Source organism: Segatella bryantii, assembly GCF_022024215.1.
GTDB lineage: Bacteria > Bacteroidota > Bacteroidia > Bacteroidales > Bacteroidaceae > Prevotella > Prevotella bryantii.
Genome location: NZ_CP091798.1, coordinates 1111680 through 1133302, shown reverse-complemented (window position 1 = coordinate 1133302; position 21623 = coordinate 1111680). Strand labels below are relative to the sequence as shown.

Genomic DNA, 21623 nt, shown 5'->3' with positions numbered 1-21623 from the left:
TAAATTCTTAGCATTATTCAAAGAATCTCTTATAAAGACCTAAGAAACCTGCAGCATGACGAGCTTCGTCTTTAGCCATCTCGTGAATAGTATCATGAAGAGTATCATTGCCTTCTTTCTTAGCCAACTTAGCCATTTCGAACTTTTCAGCACAAGCACCCTTCTCTGCTTGAATACGAGCAAATAAATTCTCCTTGGTAGAACCTAAGACCTCACCCAAAAGTTCAGCATAACGAGCTGCATGTTCTGCCTCTTCGTAAGCATAGTGCTCATATGTACGAGCTACTTCTGGATAACCCTCACGATCAGCTTGGCGAGCCATAGCCAAATACATACCTACTTCGCTGCACTCGCCGGCAAAAGTATCCTTACAATGCTGGATGAGTTCCTGAGAAACACCTTCCTTATAAGCTGCACCAAGATAATGTACAGTAGCGAGTTCAAGATCAGGAGTTGTATTTTCCATCTCTTTAAACTTGTCAGAACTAGCTTTACAAACTGGACATGCTTCAGGAGCTTCTTCACCTTCATAAATGTAACCACAAACGGTACAGATAAATTTTTTCTTCATAATTGTTTAGTTGTATAATAATGTTTAATGGATAATAAAGACTATTTGGTAGCCTATAATTATTTTCCTATTTTAATTCATACGTGTTTTTTTGCTGCACAATCAGCACAAATTCCTTTATAATAAAGGTGCTGCTCTTCTACTATATTACCTAGAATAACTCGTGGCTTTGATGGTACTGGAGCATCTTCGTCAAAAAAGTCAATAACCTTACCACACTGTTTGCAAAAGAAATGTACGTGAGAACGAGTATCACCATCATAGCAAACACGATGATCGTCTATGGTAAGCATCTGTGCTGCATTATGATCTGCAAGAAGTCGTAACGTGTTGTACACTGTAGTCTTACTAAGTGTTGGAATGTCGTCACAAAGTCCTTGATAAACATCATCTACAGTAGGATGAGTATGATGTGTAAGCAAATACTCCATAATGGCAATTCTTTGAACCGAAGGACGTACTCCTCTATCTGTTAAGCGTTTGAGTGCTTCTTCTCTATCTGTCATATATTTCTAATAACCTTTATTATTGCAAATATAATATTTAATTTATTATAATCCAAACAATTTTGTAATTATTACAACATTATATTTAAAAAAATTACATTTAGCAATAATAATTAAATAAATAGAACATCAAGTACGACTTCCAATAGCTAGGTTCAACAAAAAAAGCCGATATTCAGAAATACGAATATCGGCTTTTAACTATTTAGTAATCTTTACTGAAGAATACTTAATCAATTTTATTTTTTTGCTCTTAGCAATAACTGGTTTCTTCCAGGTACCATCGAGAATAAGAACTTCGCTTTTCTCTTTTTGTCCATCAGGTACTGCATCAATAGCTTGCTGCAAATCCATATAGTTACCTCTACCCTCTGCAGACACAACATATTTATAATGATGAATATGTTTCTGCAATTGAGGCACTAGTTTACCCAATTCATCAACAATAGCTCCTGCTACAATACGCGCACCTTCTATATTATAATGTGTATTATCTTTTTTACCTTTTGGCACTTGTGCATTCTCACCAGGTAAGTACCACATATGCAATTTTCGGCTTCCTATCACACCCAACCTTTGCTCTATATCGTGGGTAATCTTAGTAGCATTTATAAATGGAACTTTCATCTTCCTTGCTACATTTTTTGGAGCAACAACGTAAGCACCATGAGTATCAATCAATGTGTCGCTGGTAATACGCTCCTGACCATCATAAGTGGTATTGCGAAGTTTTTCATCATCGTCGTTCTTAGGTGCATTTGTCCAAAAACATCTACGAACTACAGCATTGAGCAATACCGGATAAGCACCTTTGGCACGTGTCTCATTAACGAAACGTTCCATATTGTAATCGAAGGTAGTGCCAGGATCTGTGTGTCGGGTTTCGCCAGACTTTTCATCATTATGACCAAACTGAATAAGTACATAATCACCAGGCTTCATATTGTCTAGCACTTTCTGCCATCGACCCTCATTGATAAAACTCTTAGAAGAGCGACCATTACGAGCATGATTTTCTACACGAATATCTTCATCAAAAAAACCTTGTAGCACCATGCCCCAACCACGTTCTGGATCTGTTTTATATTTGTCTTTTTCAGCTGCTGTACTATCTCCAATAACAAAGATAGTAGTCTGGTGCTTACCTGAGGTAAGCGCCAGAGCTATCAGCAACATACTAAGTAGCTGCGTAATTTTTTTCATTGTAGATTTGTAGGTTTATTAATTCATCAGGGGCAAAATTATGCCTCCTTGGCAATTTTGGTGCCATTAGAAACGATAGCAATCAGCTCTTCGGTAGAAACCAATTTCTGACCACCCATCTCCATATCCTTAACAGTTACCATGCCTGCTTCGATTTCGCTATCCCCCGTAAATACAGCATAAGCTATATGCTTAGCATTTGCATAATTCATCTGCTTCTTCATTTTAGCTGCATCTGGGAAGATTTCTGCACGTATACCTGCCTCACGACATGCCTTAAGTACTGGTAAAGAATATGCTGTCTCTTTATCGCCAAAATTTATAAAAATAACTTGTGTAGCATTGATAGAATCCTTAGGATAAAGATCAAGTGCATCTAGTACATCATAGATACGGTCAGCACCGAAGCTGATACCAACTCCACTAAGACCTGGCATACCGAAAATTCCAGTAAGGTTATCATAACGACCACCACCAGTGATACTACCCATAGGAGTATCAAGTGCCTTAACTTCGAAGATAGCTCCAGTATAATAATTCAAACCACGAGCCAAAGTTAAATCGAGTTGCATCTCATTCTTAAGACCCATAGTCTTAAGGGTATCCAATATAAACTTCACCTCTTCTACTCCTTTAAGACCCGTTTCTGAATCTGAAAGAACTGTCTTGATAGTAGCAAGCTTCTCATCATTGCTACCACTTAGGCTAAGGATAGGCTGCAACTTAGCAATAGCATCGTCACTCAGACCGTCTTCCTTAAGTTCAAGGTTAACATTGTCAAGTCCAATCTTGTCGAGTTTATCAATAGCAACAGTAATATCAACCATTTTCTCTGGTGCACCGATAACTTCAGCGATACCAGCAAGAATCTTACGGTTATTAATCTTAATCTGAACACGAATACCAAAGCGAGTAAATACGGTATCGACGATTTGCATGAGCTCAACTTCATTGAGAAGAGAGTCTGATCCTACAATATCAGCATCGCACTGATAGAATTCACGATAACGACCCTTCTGAGGACGGTCTGCACGCCATACTGGCTGAATCTGATAGCGCTTGAAAGGCATCTGAAGTTCATCACGATGCATCACCACGTAGCGGGCAAAAGGCACGGTAAGGTCATAGCGCAAACCTTTTTCACAGAGCTTAGACTGAAGTTTGAGTACATTTCGCTCAGCAAGTTCCTCATCTGATATTTTTTTGAGATAATCGCCTGAATTAAGTACCTTAAACAACAATTTATCACCTTCGTCACCATACTTACCCATCAAAGTTGATAGATTCTCCATACTAGGAGTCTCAATCTGTTGGAAACCATACAGCGCGTACACTTCTTTTATCGTATTGAATATATAATTGCGCTTGGCCATTTCTACTGGGCCAAAGTCGCGTGTTCCCTTAGGAATACCTGGTTTTTGAGCCATCTTATTCTTTATTTTTATTAGACACGTTAGGCATGAAACACACTGTTAAGGTGTATTTCATGCCCACGTATTATTATTACAATAACGTATTACTTTCTTACGATGGTTTGATCACGGTCTGGGCCGATAGAAACCACCTTAATAGGAGTTTCGAGGAACTCCTCGAGGAACTGTATGTAAGCCTTGAATTCAGCAGGGAATTGATCCTCACTAGTCATCTTAGTCATATCTGTGTTCCAACCCTTAAATTCTTTGTAGATTGGCTCTACCCCGTCGATTTCATATGGCAACTCCTGTGTTTCTTCACCATTAGGGAGTTTGTAACCTACACAAGCTTTAATTACAGGGAATGTATCAAGCACATCACTCTTCATAAGGATAAGCTGAGTGACACCATTAATCATGCATGAATAACGAAGCTGAATCAAGTCGCACCAGCCACAACGACGCTCACGACCTGTAACTGCACCATATTCATGACCGAGATCACGTATCTTCTTGCCAACTTCATCAAACAATTCTGTTGGGAAAGGACCAGCACCTACACGTGTACAATAGGCTTTCATAATACCATATACATTGCCTATCTTGTTAGGACCAATACCTAAACCAGTACATGCACCTGCACATACGGTATTAGAAGAGGTAACAAACGGATAGCTACCAAAATCTACATCTAGCATAGTACCCTGAGCACCCTCACAGAGAATATCTTTGCCACTGCGAAGGATGTTATTGATTTCGTGCTCGCTATCTACAAACTTAAAGCTCTTCATATATTCAACACCCTCCATCCAAACTTTTTCAGTTTCTTCGAGCGTAGAAAAATCTGTCCAACCAAGTTCTGCTAGACGCTTCATGTGGCGTTCCTTATGCTGAGCATACTTTTGCTCAAAGTTTTCGAGGATATCACCTACACGAAGACCATTACGGCTAATCTTATCTGTATAAGTAGGCCCGATACCCTTACCTGTGGTACCTACCTTATTCTTACCCTTAGCAGCTTCAATAGCCTTATCGAGCAGACGATGTGTAGGCATTATGAGATGAGCTTTCTTAGAGATATGCAATCGACTCTTAAGATCGTGACCACTTTTCTCTAAATCCTTAGCCTCTCCCATGAAAAGGTCTGGAGCTAAAACAACACCGTTACCGATGATGTTAACCTTACCACCTTGAAAGATACCAGAAGGAATAGAACGAAGTACATACTTCTGACCTTCAAACTCTAACGTGTGACCAGCATTAGGACCACCCTGGAAACGAGCCACAACATCATACTTAGGTGTCAAAACATCGACAACCTTACCTTTGCCTTCATCGCCCCACTGCAAACCGAGAAGGACATCTACTTTACCTGTGTTCATTTTTATTTGGTTTCTTAGATTTTTCTTCTTCATCCACTAATATACGTTTGGAAAATTTCGCTTGACAATGGCCACATACCCCATATATATATAAGGTAAAGCCATTTTTACGAAATCCTTTTAATTCTGCATCATGGACCGCCTGTGTTATCTGTGGTACATAAATCTCTGTAACCTTACCACACACTGTACACACTTGATGCACATGGTCATCTCGATCATCACACACTTCATACTTGGTGCCATCGAGCAGATTATGACGAGTAAGAATACGGAGTTCAACAAAGAGGCGCATAGTATTATAAAGGGTAGCTCTACTAACTCGAAAATTACGTTTTTCGAGAAGGCTTCCTAAATCTTCTAGAGAGAAGTGCCCTTTAAGACTATAACAAGCTTCTAAGATGTTATAGCGCTCAGGTGTCTTCCGATGACCTCGGGCTACCAAATAATTATCAAGGATTTCCCTTGCTTTATTTACTAAATTCTCTTTCATCTTGCATATACATAACACAAAACGCCTCCAAAGTTACTAAATTTTCGCCACATATAACAAAAGAATGTAAGGAAATCGACAGAAATGATAATTTTTTGTTGCTTTTAGCAAATAACTATAATTACTGTCGTACAATAATTGAGACATTTCAGAAGATTTCAATCAGATCCTTAAGTGCAGACTTTGCCATACGCTTGTATACTTCGCCTAATTGTGCAAACCGCTGAACACAGTTGGCTGCTGCATGCTTCACATTAAGCTGATTACTCTGAAGGGCTACACCAACCTGATCGAGAAATTCATTAATACCACGCTCGTTTGGTTGTTGCCCATTCATAAAGAGTCGAGACAAAATGTGATAAGCTGCAATCTGGTAATATGGGCGATTTTCGGCCATCCACTGATAAGCAATAACTGGTGCATAATTAACATATTGCAGCAGATTAAACACCAATTGCTCTACAAGTTCTTGATTATCTACACTTTCCATCCAGATATCTGTGATTTCCGGCAACATTTTATCAACAGGCATGATCATTGTTGCTAATAATTTGCATTCTCGCACATGGTCTTTCCAAAGTTCGATAGCAAGATCATAATCCTTGCCATACTCTGTCGACATACGTTTTAGTTCCATCAATGGCACGCCCCAGTTAATCTTATAATCGATTCCCTTATCACGCATAGATTGTGAAACAGGTCCGTTCATCAATAATCGGAAAGATGAACGGATCTCTTTAAGTTTATCTTGAGTTTCTTGTGATACCATATTTTTTATTTATAGTATAAACATATAACTAACATTATAATGTGCCATATTCCTTACTATATCGAAGATTCTGTTCAGCAAAGCTCTCACTGTAATCAAGCACAATATCAGTAAGCTGACGATGCGCATCATATACAGGAGTCATCTTCGGATTAATAAATCCTTTATACGGCGCAATGTTCAGCTTAGCATACCGATCAAGCACTTCTTTATGAAGCACTGGATCTACCTTTACGGCGTATTTCTCTACAAGTTCTCGAGCCGCATCGAAATCGCCTTCGCTCTTGATACGCTGAACCTCAGCTAGGAGTTTACCGAAAAGTACACGTAACTGTTTATAATCGTTAATCTTCACGTAGGTTTTATGATCACGATGAACAATCTCTACACAGCCATTGCCTTGTTCAAGTACCCAATAAGCGATAAGCGCACGATTACGCATATGAGCTTCCTCTATATTCAATCCCGGTTTGATGCGCACTAGCTGAGTTATCAAACCATTCATAAGATAGGTATAATACTGACTCTTATAAGCTTCATCGTTTGGCGTAAGCCCAAGCTCTACCAATTTATGATCTGCGATATAATAGAGGCCAAAGAGATCTGCTCTTGCCTCTTCCATCGTGTTACCATAGGCCTTGAGAGCATCAGGATCTGTACCAGGAAGTAGTCTACCACTACCATGACCAAGACACTCATGTAGGTCGGTATGCAAATCATCGCAAACATCACCATACTTTTCTATTAATTCTCGAGTAGACTCATCGATTACAAACTCTTGGGTAAAACCATTGCCATGAGCAGCCTTAGTATAAGCTTCGGTAAGATTACCAATAGTAACACTCTTGCTTCCATATGTACTACGAATCCAGTTAGCGTTAGGCAGATTGATACCGATAGCTGATGCTGGATACTCGTCACCACCAAGCATTGCAGCACAAATAACCTGTGCTGAGACACCCTTTACCTCAGGCTTACGGAAACGAGGATCTACGGGCGAATGATCTTCAAACCACTGGGCATTGTTTGCTATCGTACGTGTTCGAGCCGTTGCCACTTCGTCTACATATTCTACAATGCCTTCCCACGTACCTTTCAGACCAAGCGGATCGCCATATACTTCTATAAAACCATTAATGGTATCAACTACCCCTTCTTGCTGAGCTACCCAAGCTATCGAATAATCATCAAAGTCGTGAAGATCGCCAGTATTATAATAAGTAATTAGCTTCTGAAGAACTATCTTCTGTTGCTCATTCTCTGTATATTTAAGTGCTTTGTTCAACCAAAACACAATCTGCTTAATAGCAGAACCATACATACCATCAACCTTCCATACTTGTTCAATTAGTTGATTATTTTGTTTCACCAATTTTGAGTTAAGTCCCCATGAAGGCTGTTCATCCTGAGGAAGTTTTTTCTGAGCATAAAACTCTTCTACTTCCTTCTGATTTACCCCCTCATAAAAATTACATGCTGAGGTAAGGATCAAATCTTCACCATCTGTTTGGTTCACACGCTTTGGTAAAACAGTAGGATCAAACATAACAGGCACAAGCTCATCTATAAGTTGCTGCTTAGTTTGTCCCTTACGCAAGGGTAATACACTATCATCTAATCGGACCACCTGCTCGCGAAAGAAATCTTCTGAAAATTCAGGCAAAAATTTCTCGCAACCATAATGATGATAGATTCCAGAAGAAAACCATACTCTTTTAAGATAGACCTCTAGACTGCTAAAATCATTTTGATTGCGAGATGTTTGATCTGCATTTACGTAGATTGCTTCGATCACTTTACGAATTGTCAGATTATATTTTCCTTGTTGATCGAAAGTAATATCACGTCCAAACACAGCCGCCTTACTTAGGCAGAAAATAAGAGATTTCTGTTGAAGCGAGAGATTTTCAAAACCATTCAGACGATATCGAAGCATTTGCAAATCTGCGAACTTTTCTTCTGAAAAATTGAAATCTTCTTTCATCAAATTCATTATTATCAATTCTATTATACCACTTGTCTCCAAGAGAGAAAATAGCAAAAAACTAAAAAGGTACTGTAAAGTAATGCTAAAACAGAACCCCACATAGCCCAAAACAGCAGGACTCGTCCTGCCATATTATGGGAAATAATCTCTTCGAGACTGTGATAAGTTCATAGATACCATCAAGATATCCCTACACCATATACTAACAATTACTTGTCATCTTCAGGAGTCCAGCCTTTTGGCTTGCGACCACGTTTTTTAGGAGTCTTTTCAGGCTGCATATGCTTCAGCTTGTATTCTCGTGGTGTAATACCAGTAAACTTATAGAAAGATGCATAGAAACTCTGACGATTAGAGAAACCAACCATATCAGAAATATCTTCCATGTTATAATCTTTATAACGACGATCTACAAGAATAGCCATTGCGTCCTCTATACGATACTTATTAACAAATGAAGTATAGTTCGTGTGAAATTTTACACTAACTACTGCCGAAATATAACGGGTATTAGTGTGTAAATCCTCAGCCAGTTTCTTTGCAGAATAGTCTTTGTCTTTATACTTCTTGTTAATTAAAATAATCTCTAGGATTTTCTCCTTCAAGTCATCCATTAATCGAGGGCTTACGAGCGTACGATAAGCAGCCTCCTTCTCTTTTTTCTCTGTAATATTATACTTTGACATAATAGAATGTAAGTTTATTATTTTAATAATTATTATCCTATTTATTGCAAAGATAATATCTTTTTTTTAAACTGCAAGCAAAAATCATTTTTTTTACATTATTTTGAGCAAATAAATTAAATTGAAGTGTATTTTATATTGTACATCATGTTGTAAAGACTTTATACATAAATAGAATCATTATTTCTTGTACAAATGCAAAGAATATAGATACTTACGCAAAAACTATAAGTAATTTCGTGTTATATAATATTTGATGTTTATTGGTAACGTACACACTCATTTCGTCAAGTAAATTATAGGATGTAGAACATACACGTAATTCAACCAAAAATTGACAAAATTGCACTTATTTATCAACATAAAACAACAAAAATAGCAACATTTCACATTCATAACCAAATTTCAATACATCTTACATTTAAATAAAGAAGTAAAATGTATACTTAAAAACTTGGCACACCTTTTGCTTTTATACTAAAAAATAGTAAATTTGCATTTAATTAAAAAGAAAGGATATAATAATTATGACTAGTCAGTTTTCACCAAGAGTTTCTCAGGTGCTTGCCTTCTCAAGAGAAGAAGCAACCCGTCTGGCCAGTCGCTCAGTAGGCCCAGAGCACTTGTTATTAGGCTTGTTGAGGGAAAAAGAGGGTATCATATTGGAACTGATAACCCGATTTGATGTTAATGTAAACTCTGTTAAAACAGAACTCGAGAACCGAGTGAGCGAGAATGAACTTCAAGAGCCACTGATTACCACAGAACTGGTACTCAACGATAAAGCTAATAATATCTTGAAACTCGCTGTGCTCGAAGCTCGCATACAACACACACAGACGGTAGACATACAACACTTATTCCTTGCAATTCTACATGACCAAACACAGAATGGTGCAAAGGAAGTACTTGAATTTAACAATATGAATTATGAAGATACGCTGAATTACCTGCAGAAACGCACCAATTCAGCTCCTATAAAAGATGGACTACAACTGCCTGACGAAGAGGAAGAAGATGACGAGGAATTCGCTAATTCAAACTCTAACGGCGGTGCATCGAGTAAAAGAAGCACTATACAAGCTGCTCCGCATTCAAACGGAAAAACTCCTGTTCTCGACAACTTCTCTACAGACCTAACCAAGGCTGCAGCAGACAATAAGCTAGACCCTGTTGTGGGACGTGAGAAAGAGGTTCAGCGTGTTATAGAGATTTTAGGACGTAGAAAGAAGAATAATCCTATATTAATAGGTGAGCCTGGTGTAGGCAAAAGCGCTATTGTTGAAGGGTTGGCCCAAATGATAGTAAAGCATAACACTTCTCCTATCCTATTTAACAAAAGACTTGTTAGTCTTGACATGACTGCCATTGTGGCGGGAACAAAGTATAGAGGGCAGTTTGAAGAGCGTATTCGCGCACTAATCAAAGAGCTTGAGCAGAATCCAGATATTATTATTTTCATCGATGAGATTCACACTATTATTGGTGCAGGAAGTACTCCTGGTACAATGGATGCTGCCAATATACTGAAACCCGCTTTAGCACGTGGAACCATACAGTGTATCGGTGCTACCACTATAGACGAATATCGTAAGAGTATTGAGAAAGATGGTGCGTTGGAACGCAGATTCCAAAAGGTTATTGTAGAGCCTACATCAAAAGAAGATACATTGCAAATTCTACAAAATATTAAGGGACGTTATGAAGATCATCATCACGTTACATACACAGATGATGCCCTTGAAGCTTGCGTCAGATTGACAGACAGATATGTCACAGACCGTTTCTTCCCTGACAAAGCTATCGATGTTCTCGATGAAGCAGGCTCACGTATACATTTACAACATGCTACTATTCCACAAGAAATAACTGATAAAGAAAAAGAAATAGAAGTAGTTAAAGGTAAAAAACGACTAGCCGTATCTAACCAGAACTTCGAATTAGCTGCTAGTTTCCGTGATACTCAGGCTGAACTTGAACGTGAATTGGCTCGCATGCAGAATGATTGGGCAAATGGCGTAGATGTACATCGCGAAGAGATTACGATAGCCGATATTGAGGATGTAGTAAGCATGATGACAGGTGTACCGGTACAGCGTATCGCACAGTCGGAGGGTATCCGCCTGAAGAATATGAATAGCGAACTTAAGAGTCTTGTTATAGGTCAGGATGGAGCTATTGACAAGATGGTTAAGGCTATCCAAAGAAACCGTGTAGGGTTGAAAGACCCTACTCATCCAATCGGTGCTTTCATGTTCTTAGGTCCAACGGGTGTTGGTAAAACCTACCTTGCCAAAAAGTTAGCTGAAAAAATGTTTGGCAGTCAGGATGCTTTGATTCGTATCGATATGAGTGAATATACCGAGTCTTTCAACACATCAAGACTTATCGGTGCGCCTCCAGGATACGTTGGGTACGATGAAGGAGGACAACTGACAGAACAAGTTCGTCGACATCCTTACTCGATCGTACTGCTCGATGAAATAGAGAAAGCTCATGGCAACGTATTCAACATGCTTTTACAGGTTCTCGACGAAGGTAGACTTACTGACGGAAATGGCCGACTCGTAGATTTCCGCAACACAGTGATAATCATGACGTCTAATGCTGGTACACGCCAGTTAAAAGAATTTGGCAAAGGTGTTGGATTCAATGCAGGTAATGCATTGGCTATTAGTGAAAGCGAAGCCGATAAAGAATACGCTCGCTCTATCATTCAAAAGAGCCTCAGCAAACAGTTTTCGCCAGAATTTTTAAACCGCTTAGACGAAATCATCACATTCGACCAGCTCGATATGACTTCTATCAAGAAGATTATCGATCTCGAATTGAAAGGCCTCATCAATCGTATCGAAACCTTAGGATATCACATAAATGTGACTGACAAGGCTAAAGAATTTGTTGCAACTAAGGGTTACGATGTACAATTTGGTGCACGTCCACTGAAGAGAGCCATCCAAAACTATATTGAAGATGGTATATGTGAAATGATACTTAGCGATAATTTGAAACCTGGTGATAGCATTACCGTAGGGAAAAGTTCTAGCAAAGAGGAACTTACATTTAAGAAAGTAAATTAATATTTGTTCAGACAATGTTAATATAAGCATTATTCCATATGTAAAATATAACTGTCTAACCAAATAAAACATATAAAAAGCTCATGTTTTTGAAAAAAAACATGAGCTTTTATTTTGTAAATTAAAATATTAATAGTATATTTGCATTCGCAATTGCCGATATGGCTCAGTTGGTAGAGCAACGCATTCGTAATGCGTGGGTCGGGGGTTCGAGTCCCCCTATCGGCTCGCACATGTTGCGGGATTAGCACATCGGTAGTGCACGGGCTTCCCAAGCCTGGGAGGCGGGTTCGATTCCCGTATCCCGCTCTGATAGATAATAAAATTCTTAATTCTCTTTTTTTCTCTATTATTTTTTTTAGAATATTAATAAAAAAATAAGTATTAATCCCTAAGGAAACATTATATTATTACATTTAGGTATAACAATAGGTATAACAAAATCACTGAAGTATATAGCATATACAAATAGTGTCATATCAAAGGATTTAAAACCCTAACTCCTCACCTACCAACACCACTATATGGCGACCTGCAGGAGCTGACATACGTTGAATAGAGATAAAATTACAGATACAGCCAGGTGATTTACAATCATGACATACACCATCGATTTGACATGGAGCTTCAAGACCAAAACGAGTGGCATTAATAGGAGCAGCAGTACTGCGTGCACGCTTAATAGCCGCATCAAGATCCTGACATACCTTATTCATACCTACCACATAAACGACATGACGTGGTCCCCAAGTACAAGCCGCAACACGATTGCCATTACCATCAATATTTACAATTTGACCATCTTCGCTAATAGCATTGACACTAGCTAGATAGTAATCACAATCCATTGCCTTAAGTGCTATTGTACGCTTTTCTTCAGGTGTCGAGGCAGCATCTCGATCGGAAAAATCATAATTGCCCTGACGTATCATATCGAGAATGCCAGTATCACGAATAGACACAGAACCACCACAACTAACACTACACCCTTCTGGAATAAGCTCATGAATCTTATTCAGAAGTTCTGAAGTATTCTTGCAATAGAAGGCATCAAAATGTCTTGCCTTCAGATTTTTGATCATCTTTGCTGCAAGACGGTCATTTCTTAATTCATTAACCTCTTGAAACGTCATAGTAATACTATTTAATTATTAATATTTGCACTATTGATTACATTTTTGGCATCTCTATCGAGTTTTACGATTTCATTGAGAACGATACCCGTAATAGCCATACCAAAGATAGCTGTAATATGGCAAAGAGAACCATTAATCTGTGCCTTACTAGTACACCATTCATGCTCTACTAAATTCTGATCGCCAGGAGCATCATATACAGCAGTATCTGTCCCACGGACACCACTCAACAGTTTAGCCTTCGGACACATACATCCACTTGTACCACAAGAATGGTTTTCCCCCATATTCGACATCGGTTTCTCCTCACTATATACACAGAAGAATTTGCGGGCTGGACGAACCTTCTGTTTCTTGAATTTTTTACGTATAGCACGAGCCAAAGGATCACCTTTAACCTTCCAGAATTCAGCCTTGCGAACCTGGAATGGATCTATCCTAAGAGCTGCACCCATAGAAGAAATAAAAGTAATATGTTTGGGTAAACTTGTCGCACGAAGTATCAAATCGGCTTTCTCACTAAGAGAATCTATTGCGTCTATGATAAAATCGTAATCTTCCATATGAAAAGAATCAGCCGTTGCTGGTTCATATATTTTCTGCAGCGCTTCTATTTGTGCATTCGGATTAATCTCGAGAAGACGATTACGGAGAGCTTCCACTTTCACTTCACCAACAGTCTTAGTAGTAGCCATCAACTGACGATTACAGTTAGTAACACATACACGATCTGAGTCTACAATAGTTAGTTTACGAATACCACTTCTCACAAGACTTTCTGCACACCATGAGCCTACACCTCCTAATCCGAAGATGAGTACACGTGTTTCAGCTATCCTATCAAGATTATCCTTACCCAAAAGCAATTCTGTACGGCGCTGCGTACCACGTTCTATATCTGAAATCATATGTATAAATATGTTTAATTTAACTGCAAAAATACACAGAAAAGTTCAAATATGCAAACATCTCCTATTTTGTTTCATGAAGAAATTCATCCTCAAGAATATTCTTCAATAGATACGTAGCATTCTGATTGCAAGCTACTCCATCTGATATTTTATACGTATAATTTATCTTATCACTTAACTGTATCTCAAAACAGTAATTACTGAATCTATCAGGACGTTCTTCTGACAAACGAGAAAGCTCCAAATCGTGAGTTGCCACAACTCCTGTTACAGGAAGCGAAGAAATATATTCTAGAAACAAACGAGAACCATTCAACTTATCAAGTGAATTCGTACCCTTAAGTATCTCGTCGAGGATAATAAACGTGCTACGATGTTCTTTACAATAAGCTATAAGTTGTTTTAATCTAAGTAGTTCTGCATTAAAATAACTGATACCTTGGTTCAGATTATCAGTTGTGCGCATACTACTGAAAAGAGCAAAACAAGATATTTGTAGAGTCTCAGCAAACACAGGCATTCCACTAAAAGCTAAAACACAATTGATACCCAAAGCTCGAAGAAATGTACTTTTGCCCGCCATGTTAGCTCCGGTAACAATATAATAATGTCTGTCTTCCACTTTGAAATCATTTCGGACTGCCTTTGCACCAAGAAACGGATGATACAGTCCCCTAGCCTGATAGACCACTTTATTAAAAGCTACAGGAGACTGTTTGATATCTATAATTTCGGCATCCCTACTGTCAGGCTCATTAAATCGAAATGTAGCCATACTTACCAGTGCATCAAAATGACTGACGGCATCTATCCAGTCCTCTATATTGGCCATATAGTTCTGTTGCCATTTTAAGTATCTGCGTACAATAAAGAAATCGCTCAAATAAAGCATATTTGACAGAAATATCCAAATAGAATTTCGTTTATCCAAATCATCAAGTATACTCTTCAACTGATTAAAAGCAGTAACAGCATCATCATTCTGCATTTGAAATTTAGCTTTGATTTCATCTATCTCTGCACTTTTCAGCTGACTTTCCATAATCAAGATGATCAAACCTATATATTTGCTCAAACTTGGCAAAATGAAATGGATTGTTTTATTCACTAACGATAGAGGACGAGACAAAACTATTAAGGTCAAACTAATAAGAAAAAAAATCCACATCAGTACCAACGTTCCCGACACGCTGCCCCATATAGTACCAGCAATAAGACCATAAGACATTCCTAAACAAAGAAAAGCTACAACTAAAGCTATAGATTGCATCGCAAAACGAGGAATACGAGTATTTTTAACCTCTTGTAATCCTCTGAATATTTCTTCAGTAACTATATGCTCACCCTTACTTCCGGCAATAAAGGCTGTGCGCAAAGGCTCTTGCTTCGCTAGTTCGGCTATCGCTTCACGCCGCTGGTCTATCGCTTTTTTAGATGGAACAGCAATATTAGATATAGTTTGAGCAAGAAAAGTACTTCCACCGGTTGTAACTGTACGATTAATACGATGATAAAGAGAATTCTTGCCAAATATATCCATATCAAAAGAAAATGGGTGATGAACATCCACAAATTCTTCACCAGCATCAAAAGCACTGAAATCACCAGACAAATACTGTAACTCATGTTCATAGACACGAAGCTGATGCTGGAGCATATCCACTCTTTCACTTGTAGCAACATCTTTGTTACGTATCACAATATATACAGCCATAAATACAGCAGCCAAGAAGAACCAAAATATCCCAACATCTGTCAAAGTATACGCTACAAAACATACTATTATAAGAGCAAAAGCTATCAATTCTGTTATAATATAAGGTGTAGAATATTTTTTTAATTGAACGATTTCTAGATGGAGTTTAGATGCACGCTCACTATAAAAAGTATGTAAGTCTTTTTTTGTCATTGTTATAATTATATAGAATTCATTATCATGAATACAAAAATACGACATTTACAGCAATACCTGTAATTTTTTCAACAAAATTATATGAAGACTATTCTTTTTATAAAAAAATATTTACCTTTGCATCATGTATGCAATAAACTCATTAAAAAAACATTATAATAACCATTATAAACAAAACTATCAAGTATGAAAAAAACTTTAATAGTAGCAGCTACATTACTAGGAGCTCTTACTGCGAATGCACAACAGCCTGTTGGCAAATTTTCGATTACACCAAAATTTGGTTTTAGTAATAATTACACTTCAAGAGATATGCCAGCATCCTTTTACTATGCCACATTCATCCCCATTAGTGAAGAGGATTTCTTAATTCATAATAGTAGTTCTGATATAACAGCCGGTAGTTTTACATTTTATAATAGTAAATCAAAAACAGGTATTACCTTTGGTGCTGAAGCACAATACCAATTTACTAAAGTATTTGCTCTATCTGGAGGCGTAATGTATACTCAAAAAGGAGCAACATATGATACCAAAGGTTTTTCCACCAATCTAACAAATTTGAAAGGAAACACTTATAAATATAATATTGATGAGGATATTAAACTGAAACTTGACTACTTAACCATACCGATATTAGCCAATGTATACGTTGCAAAAGGCTTAGCGCTCAAAGCTGGAATACAGCCTGAAATTGCTATTAATAAGAAAATGCAAATTCAGACAAGTATAACACCATCTGATAATCCTTTCATAACTTCAACAAACTCAGATGTAAAGAATGTTTCTACATTCGGACTTTCTATACCAATCGGCATAAGCTATGAATACCATAATTTTGTTGCTGATGCTCGTTACAACCTAGGGCTTACAAATATTGAAAAAGAAAAAGCCTCTGGTGCAAAACATCAGAATATAGCCATTACTATTGGATATAAAATTATACTTTAATAAAAGCCCCAATTGGGGCTTTTAGTTGTTTTTACAAGAAATGCTTACCTCAGCACATTATCGCTATCACGACAGATGAAAGTTTTTGCTGATGATTATGAACGTTTAGTTGATTTATTTTTCATTTACAAACTTTTTTTTATATATTTGCTTTTATCATAAATAACAAATTAGAAATAAATAAGAACGCAGTAGATGAAAAAATACCATTATAATAGTCCTTCCATTCGTATAGCCTCAATTGTTGCAACACGAATTATTATTATCACCTTATTTATAATGAATAATTATACCACATCAGCAGGTCCCGCAATGCGTAGATTTAAAACTGTGACACAGTCAAATGGAGACACGCTCACACTTACTAAAGCTGGCGATGAACATCACCACTTTTATTTGACACGTGATAATATTCCTGTAATCAAAAAAAATGGAGCGTTTTTTTACGCTGATCGTATCGGTCCTGACATGAAAGCCAGCTCTATTATGGCGCACAATAAAGCTCAACGAACACAAGTTGAAATCGCTCATATTCAACAGATGAAACAAAATACAACAAGCCTAAAGAAAATAAGTTCTTCTACAAACAACCCTTCAAGCGAATCAAGCTCAACCTCTACTACCAATCGCAAAAAAACATTACGTAAAGCCTCATCTGTAAATTATAAAGGCAGTAAAAAAGGACTCATCATCCTTGTACAATTTACTGATCAGAAGTTTTCTATGAGCGATCCAAAAAGTACCTATGAGGCCATAGCTAACCAAGAGGGTTACGTAAGTCCTTATGGTACTACCGGCAGCGTACACGATTATTTCAAATCGCAGAGCTACGAACAATTTGACTTAACTTTCGATGTTATTGGTCCAATAACCCTTGATCATGCCTATTCTTATTATGGAGGGAACGATGATAGCGGTGATGATATTTATCCAGGGCGAATGATAATCGATGCGCTCAACCAAATTTCCTCGTCTGATCTCGATTTTTCAAAATACGATTGGAATGGAGATGGCGAAGCTGACCAAGTTTTTGTTCTCTATGCAGGACAGGGTGAAGCATCAAGTGATATTGAAGAAACGATATGGCCTCATGAATGGAGTCTACAATCAGCTTGCTACTATGACTACCTCTATACTTTAGAACAATTACAAGCAAGTGCAACATCAGTTAATTCATATAGAAACGGGTATTCTGATCGTCCAGGAGATTTAGGTCTAACAGGTGGAAGTTCCAGCACAAACACGGTAAATGCAGACAGTCTTTATCGTGCAATTTCCTCTTACTATAGTGTTAGCATCAATGGCATCACCTTCGATACCTATGCATGTAGCAACGAATCGTATGTATATAATAAAAAAACTTTTCTGATGGGAATCGGCACTATCTGCCATGAATTTTCACATTGTCTTGGCTTTCCTGACTTCTATGATACAACAGGCAGTAACTATGGTATGGGGTATTATGACGTAATGGATGCTGGCAGCTATAATGGACCAATGATGCTCGGTTGGGTACCAGCTGGTTACACAAGCTATGAACGACATACTGCGGGGTGGCTTGACTACTCTACCCTTAATGACAACACAGAAGTATCGTTATCGCCACTGAACAATCAGGCTACTGCCTATATCATTCCTAATGAGGGGTATGAAAACGAATACTTACTGCTTGAAAATCGACAACAGACAGGTTGGGATACCTATATTCCAGGCAAAGGATTACTTGTACTTCATGTAGATTACGATAAGGATGCATGGGAGAACAACACGGTTAACTCTACTACTGAGACCACAACATCATCTGTAAGTTGGAAAAAACAACAAACTACCGAAGGACACCAACATCTTACTATAATCCATGCCGATAACGATGACGCTATACGGTATTATTCGAATGTCATTGACTCTAGTGAGATATATGACACTTACCCATACGTCGTCAATAACACTGTGCGTAATGACAGTTTGACAGATTACAGTTCACCAGCAGCAATTCTCTATCATACAAATACAGATGGTAGTTATCTTCTGCACAGTCCAATCTATGCTATCACGCAACAGGACAATGGTGATATTACCTTTGTCTATAATCCTTTAAATGGATATCAAGAAGTAATTGAAGAAGCTACAGAAGATGAAGAGACTAATGCTATAACAACCATAAAGACATCAAACAATGTTACTGTTGTTGCTCGATACAATGCAGCAGGAATAAAAATAAATCAGCCCATTAAAGGCATAAATATTTTAAGAATGAGTAATGGTAGCATTCAAAAAGTCATTGAGAAATAAAAAATGAGAAAAAATTAACAATATTTGATGCATGAATATGAAAATGTAACTATTTATAAACTATTGGGTACTTTAGGAAAAGCATAATTTTGGTGAAAGCTATACCTTTGCAGACAAACGAATAATAAACTAATATTATGAATAAGAAAATTATTATTGTCTGCCTAGCTTGCGCCATATCATTATCGTCCATGGCTCAATATCGAACTCTAAACAATTTACACGTAGAGGGCAGAAATCTGAAAGATTCTCAAGGACATACAATTGTGCTTCATGGCGTTATGGATACGCCGAGTCCCTACTTTAATGATTATCGTTGGACCAAGTGGGTACCTGAATTGACATCGAATAATATACCTGCTTGTCTAACCTATTTTGATAAATTATTCTCCGCTATTACCGACACTAGCCAAGGAACTTATTGTGACGCTTTCCGCCTACATATGGATCCCTGCTGGACGAATGATCCTAACAAAACGGCCACTAATGGTGGAGGTGAAAACGATATATCACGCTTTAGTGAAAGTAGGTACGAATATTATCTACAGAATCTCTATGTGCCTCTTGCTAAAAGTGCCAATGAACATGGGCTCTATGTCGTAGTTCGTCCACCTGGAGTATGTCCTACCAACATTTACGTAGATGGTGATTATCAACAATATCTTCTCTATGTTTGGGATCAATTCAGCAAGAATACATATATACAAGAACACGCTGGTGTCATCGGAATCGAACTGGCTAATGAACCTGTCAATGTACTTAATGCCGATGGAAGTAATACAGCTAATACCTTGCACGATTTCTTCCAACCTATTGTTGATAAAATCAGAGCAAATGGTTTTAAAGGTATCATCTGGGTACCGGGATCTTCATGGCAAGCTAATTATACCGGATATGCAACATATCCTATAACCGATGAACTGAAAAATATTGGCTATGCGGTACACGATTATGTAGGATGGTATGGAAGTAATGAAAACAATCCGAATGTAGATGGCGCTATCTCTCAATTTAAAAGCCAGGTACCTGTCGTAGAAACTAATCCTATTATGATAACGGAGGTAGACTGGAGTCCACAGGTTGCCAACTTCGATGAGAATGATGCTTCTACCTATCATGTCAATGAACATGGTGAAAAAATACCTAATAATCTGGGAACATGGGCTACAGGTACCACAAGCAACTGGGGCAATGCATATAAAAAACTCATGGAACACTATGGTAATATCTCCATGACACTGTCCGGTACAGGATGCTATATTGATATCGATTCATACATCAATAATAATAAGGTTATTCCTGCTTTCTCAAACAAAACTGGAGGAGACGAAGCATGTGGTGTAGCTTGTTTTAACTGGTACAAGACGTATGCCGAAGAAAACATGGAACGTATCAACTATGTGCCTACAACAGAAGATCTCGATATAGAAAGTATCACAGCTAGCTCGAACAATTTTACCATTTCAGTAGGAAGCAATGCTGTCGTAACGATCATTAGTCATGCTAAAAGCGGTAAAGAGGAAGAAATAACAGGAAAATGCACAGTAACAAGTAGTGATGAAAATGTGGCATACTACAATGGAAGTCGAATCATCGCCAAAGAACAAGGTGCATGCACGGTTACCTTTAAGTATACAGACACAAATGGTAAGACACTAACCACAACGGTAGATATTCATGTTCCGGAGTATTTCCCACTCACTAATGTAGGTTTAAACCCAAGCATCTATGGTAATGGATTTTTCGATGAAACTACAGGAAAACTTCAGACAGGCCAATATGGTTTTGGTGGATGGAAATTTGCATCAGGTCTCGATCTTTCAGCTTACGACTATCTCACTGTAGAACTTCAAGAGGCTAATACAAGTTGGGGGTTGTCGTTCCGCCTATTCGACAATGATAATTACTGGAGTAATCCATATAGTAAGACTTTCGACGGAAAAACTTCTATTACCATAAATTTGAACCATCTTGATATAGAATACGAAGATGCCAACAAAGTAAAACAGTATCGCACTGTAGATCCTTCTCATATCTATATTGCTGGTTTCTGGACAATGGGAGACTCTCCTATTTATATCAAGAGTATTACGCTCACAAAAAAAGCAACATCCGGAATCAGTCAGCTTGACAATAATGAAAAAGATGAAATTGCATCTGTGAAATACTACACTGTGGATGGCCATGAGGTTAATGATGGATACAACAAAGGCATGAAAATCAAAAAAATAACTTATAAGAACGGTAATGTTAAGATTAATAAATGCTTATAAAGCATAAGACCTAAAAACTTGTACAAAGGAATAAATTACAAATACACCCGGCCTATGAT

General features: G+C 37.8%; 16 protein-coding genes and 2 tRNA genes. 6 read left to right on the top strand and 12 right to left on the bottom strand.

The features are described 5' to 3' along the window. Positions 1-13 precede the first annotated feature (13 nt). From L6471_RS08775 to L6471_RS08735, 9 genes are all read right to left on the bottom strand, one after another. Positions 14-571 carry an NADH peroxidase gene (locus L6471_RS08775; protein ID WP_006281395.1) on the bottom strand — a complete coding sequence of 186 codons (558 nt, stop codon included), beginning with the start codon at positions 569-571 and terminating at the stop codon, positions 14-16. Positions 572-648: 77 nt separating this feature from the next. After that, positions 649-1077 (bottom strand): Fur family transcriptional regulator, encoded by a 429-nt coding sequence (locus L6471_RS08770; protein WP_006281396.1) that lies wholly within the window; start codon positions 1075-1077, stop codon positions 649-651. 201 nt (positions 1078-1278) lie between these two features. Further along, positions 1279-2280 carry a rhamnogalacturonan acetylesterase gene (locus tag L6471_RS08765; RefSeq protein ID WP_006281397.1) on the bottom strand — a complete coding sequence of 334 codons (1002 nt, stop codon included), beginning with the start codon at positions 2278-2280 and terminating at the stop codon, positions 1279-1281. Between the two features lie 38 nt (positions 2281-2318). Continuing rightward, complete coding sequence (hisS, locus tag L6471_RS08760) at positions 2319-3707, bottom strand: histidine--tRNA ligase (RefSeq protein ID WP_237797705.1); 1389 nt, start codon at positions 3705-3707, stop codon at positions 2319-2321. An 89-nt stretch (positions 3708-3796) separates the two neighbouring features. Continuing rightward, positions 3797-5074, bottom strand: coding sequence for an adenylosuccinate synthase (locus tag L6471_RS08755; protein ID WP_006283261.1), 1278 nt, complete (start codon positions 5072-5074; stop codon positions 3797-3799). After that, positions 5061-5567 carry a Fur family transcriptional regulator gene (locus tag L6471_RS08750; protein WP_027453511.1) on the bottom strand — a complete coding sequence of 169 codons (507 nt, stop codon included), beginning with the start codon at positions 5565-5567 and terminating at the stop codon, positions 5061-5063. The genes L6471_RS08755 and L6471_RS08750 overlap by 14 nt, the downstream gene beginning before the upstream one ends. A gap of 148 nt (positions 5568-5715) precedes the next feature. Next, complete coding sequence (locus L6471_RS08745; protein WP_027453512.1) at positions 5716-6336, bottom strand: DNA alkylation repair protein; 621 nt, start codon at positions 6334-6336, stop codon at positions 5716-5718. A 34-nt stretch (positions 6337-6370) separates the two neighbouring features. Beyond that, positions 6371-8329 carry a dipeptidyl peptidase 3 gene (locus L6471_RS08740; protein WP_237797704.1) on the bottom strand — a complete coding sequence of 653 codons (1959 nt, stop codon included), beginning with the start codon at positions 8327-8329 and terminating at the stop codon, positions 6371-6373. Positions 8330-8532: 203 nt separating this feature from the next. Continuing rightward, positions 8533-9009 carry a helix-turn-helix domain-containing protein gene (locus tag L6471_RS08735; protein ID WP_006282829.1) on the bottom strand — a complete coding sequence of 159 codons (477 nt, stop codon included), beginning with the start codon at positions 9007-9009 and terminating at the stop codon, positions 8533-8535. A gap of 527 nt (positions 9010-9536) precedes the next feature. Between L6471_RS08735 and L6471_RS08730 the strand changes: the two genes are divergently transcribed. The 3 genes from L6471_RS08730 to L6471_RS08720 all read left to right on the top strand — a co-directional run bounded on the left by L6471_RS08730 (position 9537) and on the right by L6471_RS08720 (position 12398). Beyond that, positions 9537-12089, top strand: a complete 2553-nt coding sequence (locus L6471_RS08730) for an ATP-dependent Clp protease ATP-binding subunit (RefSeq protein WP_074549254.1) — start codon at positions 9537-9539, stop codon at positions 12087-12089. Positions 12090-12244: 155 nt separating this feature from the next. Beyond that, positions 12245-12317, top strand: a tRNA-Thr gene (locus L6471_RS08725). 10 nt (positions 12318-12327) lie between these two features. Then, positions 12328-12398: transfer RNA gene (locus L6471_RS08720), tRNA-Gly, on the top strand. Positions 12399-12577: 179 nt separating this feature from the next. Here the strand turns inward: L6471_RS08720 and L6471_RS08715 are convergent. The 3 genes from L6471_RS08715 to L6471_RS08705 form a co-directional block, all read right to left on the bottom strand. Continuing rightward, complete coding sequence (locus L6471_RS08715; RefSeq protein WP_094448612.1) at positions 12578-13222, bottom strand: lactate utilization protein; 645 nt, start codon at positions 13220-13222, stop codon at positions 12578-12580. Positions 13223-13233: 11 nt separating this feature from the next. Beyond that, positions 13234-14133, bottom strand: coding sequence for a tRNA threonylcarbamoyladenosine dehydratase (locus L6471_RS08710; RefSeq protein WP_237797703.1), 900 nt, complete (start codon positions 14131-14133; stop codon positions 13234-13236). 64 nt (positions 14134-14197) lie between these two features. Then, a complete protein-coding gene (locus L6471_RS08705) occupies positions 14198-16045 on the bottom strand; it encodes a MutS-related protein (protein WP_237797702.1) in 1848 nt (615 codons plus the stop codon). Positions 16046-16234: 189 nt separating this feature from the next. Here L6471_RS08705 and L6471_RS08700 point away from each other — a divergent pair, with 189 nt between their 5' ends. The 3 genes from L6471_RS08700 (at position 16235) to L6471_RS08690 (ending at position 21564) form a co-directional block, all read left to right on the top strand. Further along, the gene (locus L6471_RS08700; RefSeq protein ID WP_237797701.1) at positions 16235-16999 is read left to right on the top strand and encodes a porin family protein; all 765 of its coding nucleotides are present in this window, start codon (positions 16235-16237) and stop codon (positions 16997-16999) included. 195 nt (positions 17000-17194) lie between these two features. Beyond that, positions 17195-19291 carry a M6 family metalloprotease domain-containing protein gene (locus tag L6471_RS08695; protein WP_237797700.1) on the top strand — a complete coding sequence of 699 codons (2097 nt, stop codon included), beginning with the start codon at positions 17195-17197 and terminating at the stop codon, positions 19289-19291. A gap of 137 nt (positions 19292-19428) precedes the next feature. Further along, positions 19429-21564, top strand: a complete 2136-nt coding sequence (locus L6471_RS08690) for a cellulase family glycosylhydrolase (RefSeq protein ID WP_237797699.1) — start codon at positions 19429-19431, stop codon at positions 21562-21564. Positions 21565-21623: the final 59 nt, after the last annotated feature.

What these genes read in the sequence shown, in the direction of transcription:
- L6471_RS08740 (WP_237797704.1), bottom strand. Translation starts at nt 8,329, where the DNA reads ATGAATTTGATGAAAGAAGATTTCAATTTTTCAGAAGAAAAGTTCGCA.
- L6471_RS08765 (WP_006281397.1), bottom strand. Translation starts at nt 2,280, where the DNA reads ATGAAAAAAATTACGCAGCTACTTAGTATGTTGCTGATAGCTCTGGCG.
- L6471_RS08715 (WP_094448612.1), bottom strand. Translation starts at nt 13,222, where the DNA reads ATGACGTTTCAAGAGGTTAATGAATTAAGAAATGACCGTCTTGCAGCA.
- L6471_RS08695 (WP_237797700.1), top strand. Translation starts at nt 17,195, where the DNA reads ATGAAAAAATACCATTATAATAGTCCTTCCATTCGTATAGCCTCAATT.
- L6471_RS08710 (WP_237797703.1), bottom strand. Translation starts at nt 14,133, where the DNA reads ATGATTTCAGATATAGAACGTGGTACGCAGCGCCGTACAGAATTGCTT.
- L6471_RS08730 (WP_074549254.1), top strand. Translation starts at nt 9,537, where the DNA reads ATGACTAGTCAGTTTTCACCAAGAGTTTCTCAGGTGCTTGCCTTCTCA.
- L6471_RS08755 (WP_006283261.1), bottom strand. Translation starts at nt 5,074, where the DNA reads ATGAACACAGGTAAAGTAGATGTCCTTCTCGGTTTGCAGTGGGGCGAT.
- L6471_RS08690 (WP_237797699.1), top strand. Translation starts at nt 19,429, where the DNA reads ATGAATAAGAAAATTATTATTGTCTGCCTAGCTTGCGCCATATCATTA.
- L6471_RS08770 (WP_006281396.1), bottom strand. Translation starts at nt 1,077, where the DNA reads ATGACAGATAGAGAAGAAGCACTCAAACGCTTAACAGATAGAGGAGTA.
- hisS (WP_237797705.1), bottom strand. Translation starts at nt 3,707, where the DNA reads ATGGCTCAAAAACCAGGTATTCCTAAGGGAACACGCGACTTTGGCCCA.
- L6471_RS08775 (WP_006281395.1), bottom strand. Translation starts at nt 571, where the DNA reads ATGAAGAAAAAATTTATCTGTACCGTTTGTGGTTACATTTATGAAGGT.
- L6471_RS08705 (WP_237797702.1), bottom strand. Translation starts at nt 16,045, where the DNA reads ATGACAAAAAAAGACTTACATACTTTTTATAGTGAGCGTGCATCTAAA.
- L6471_RS08735 (WP_006282829.1), bottom strand. Translation starts at nt 9,009, where the DNA reads ATGTCAAAGTATAATATTACAGAGAAAAAAGAGAAGGAGGCTGCTTAT.
- L6471_RS08750 (WP_027453511.1), bottom strand. Translation starts at nt 5,567, where the DNA reads ATGAAAGAGAATTTAGTAAATAAAGCAAGGGAAATCCTTGATAATTAT.
- L6471_RS08700 (WP_237797701.1), top strand. Translation starts at nt 16,235, where the DNA reads ATGAAAAAAACTTTAATAGTAGCAGCTACATTACTAGGAGCTCTTACT.
- L6471_RS08745 (WP_027453512.1), bottom strand. Translation starts at nt 6,336, where the DNA reads ATGGTATCACAAGAAACTCAAGATAAACTTAAAGAGATCCGTTCATCT.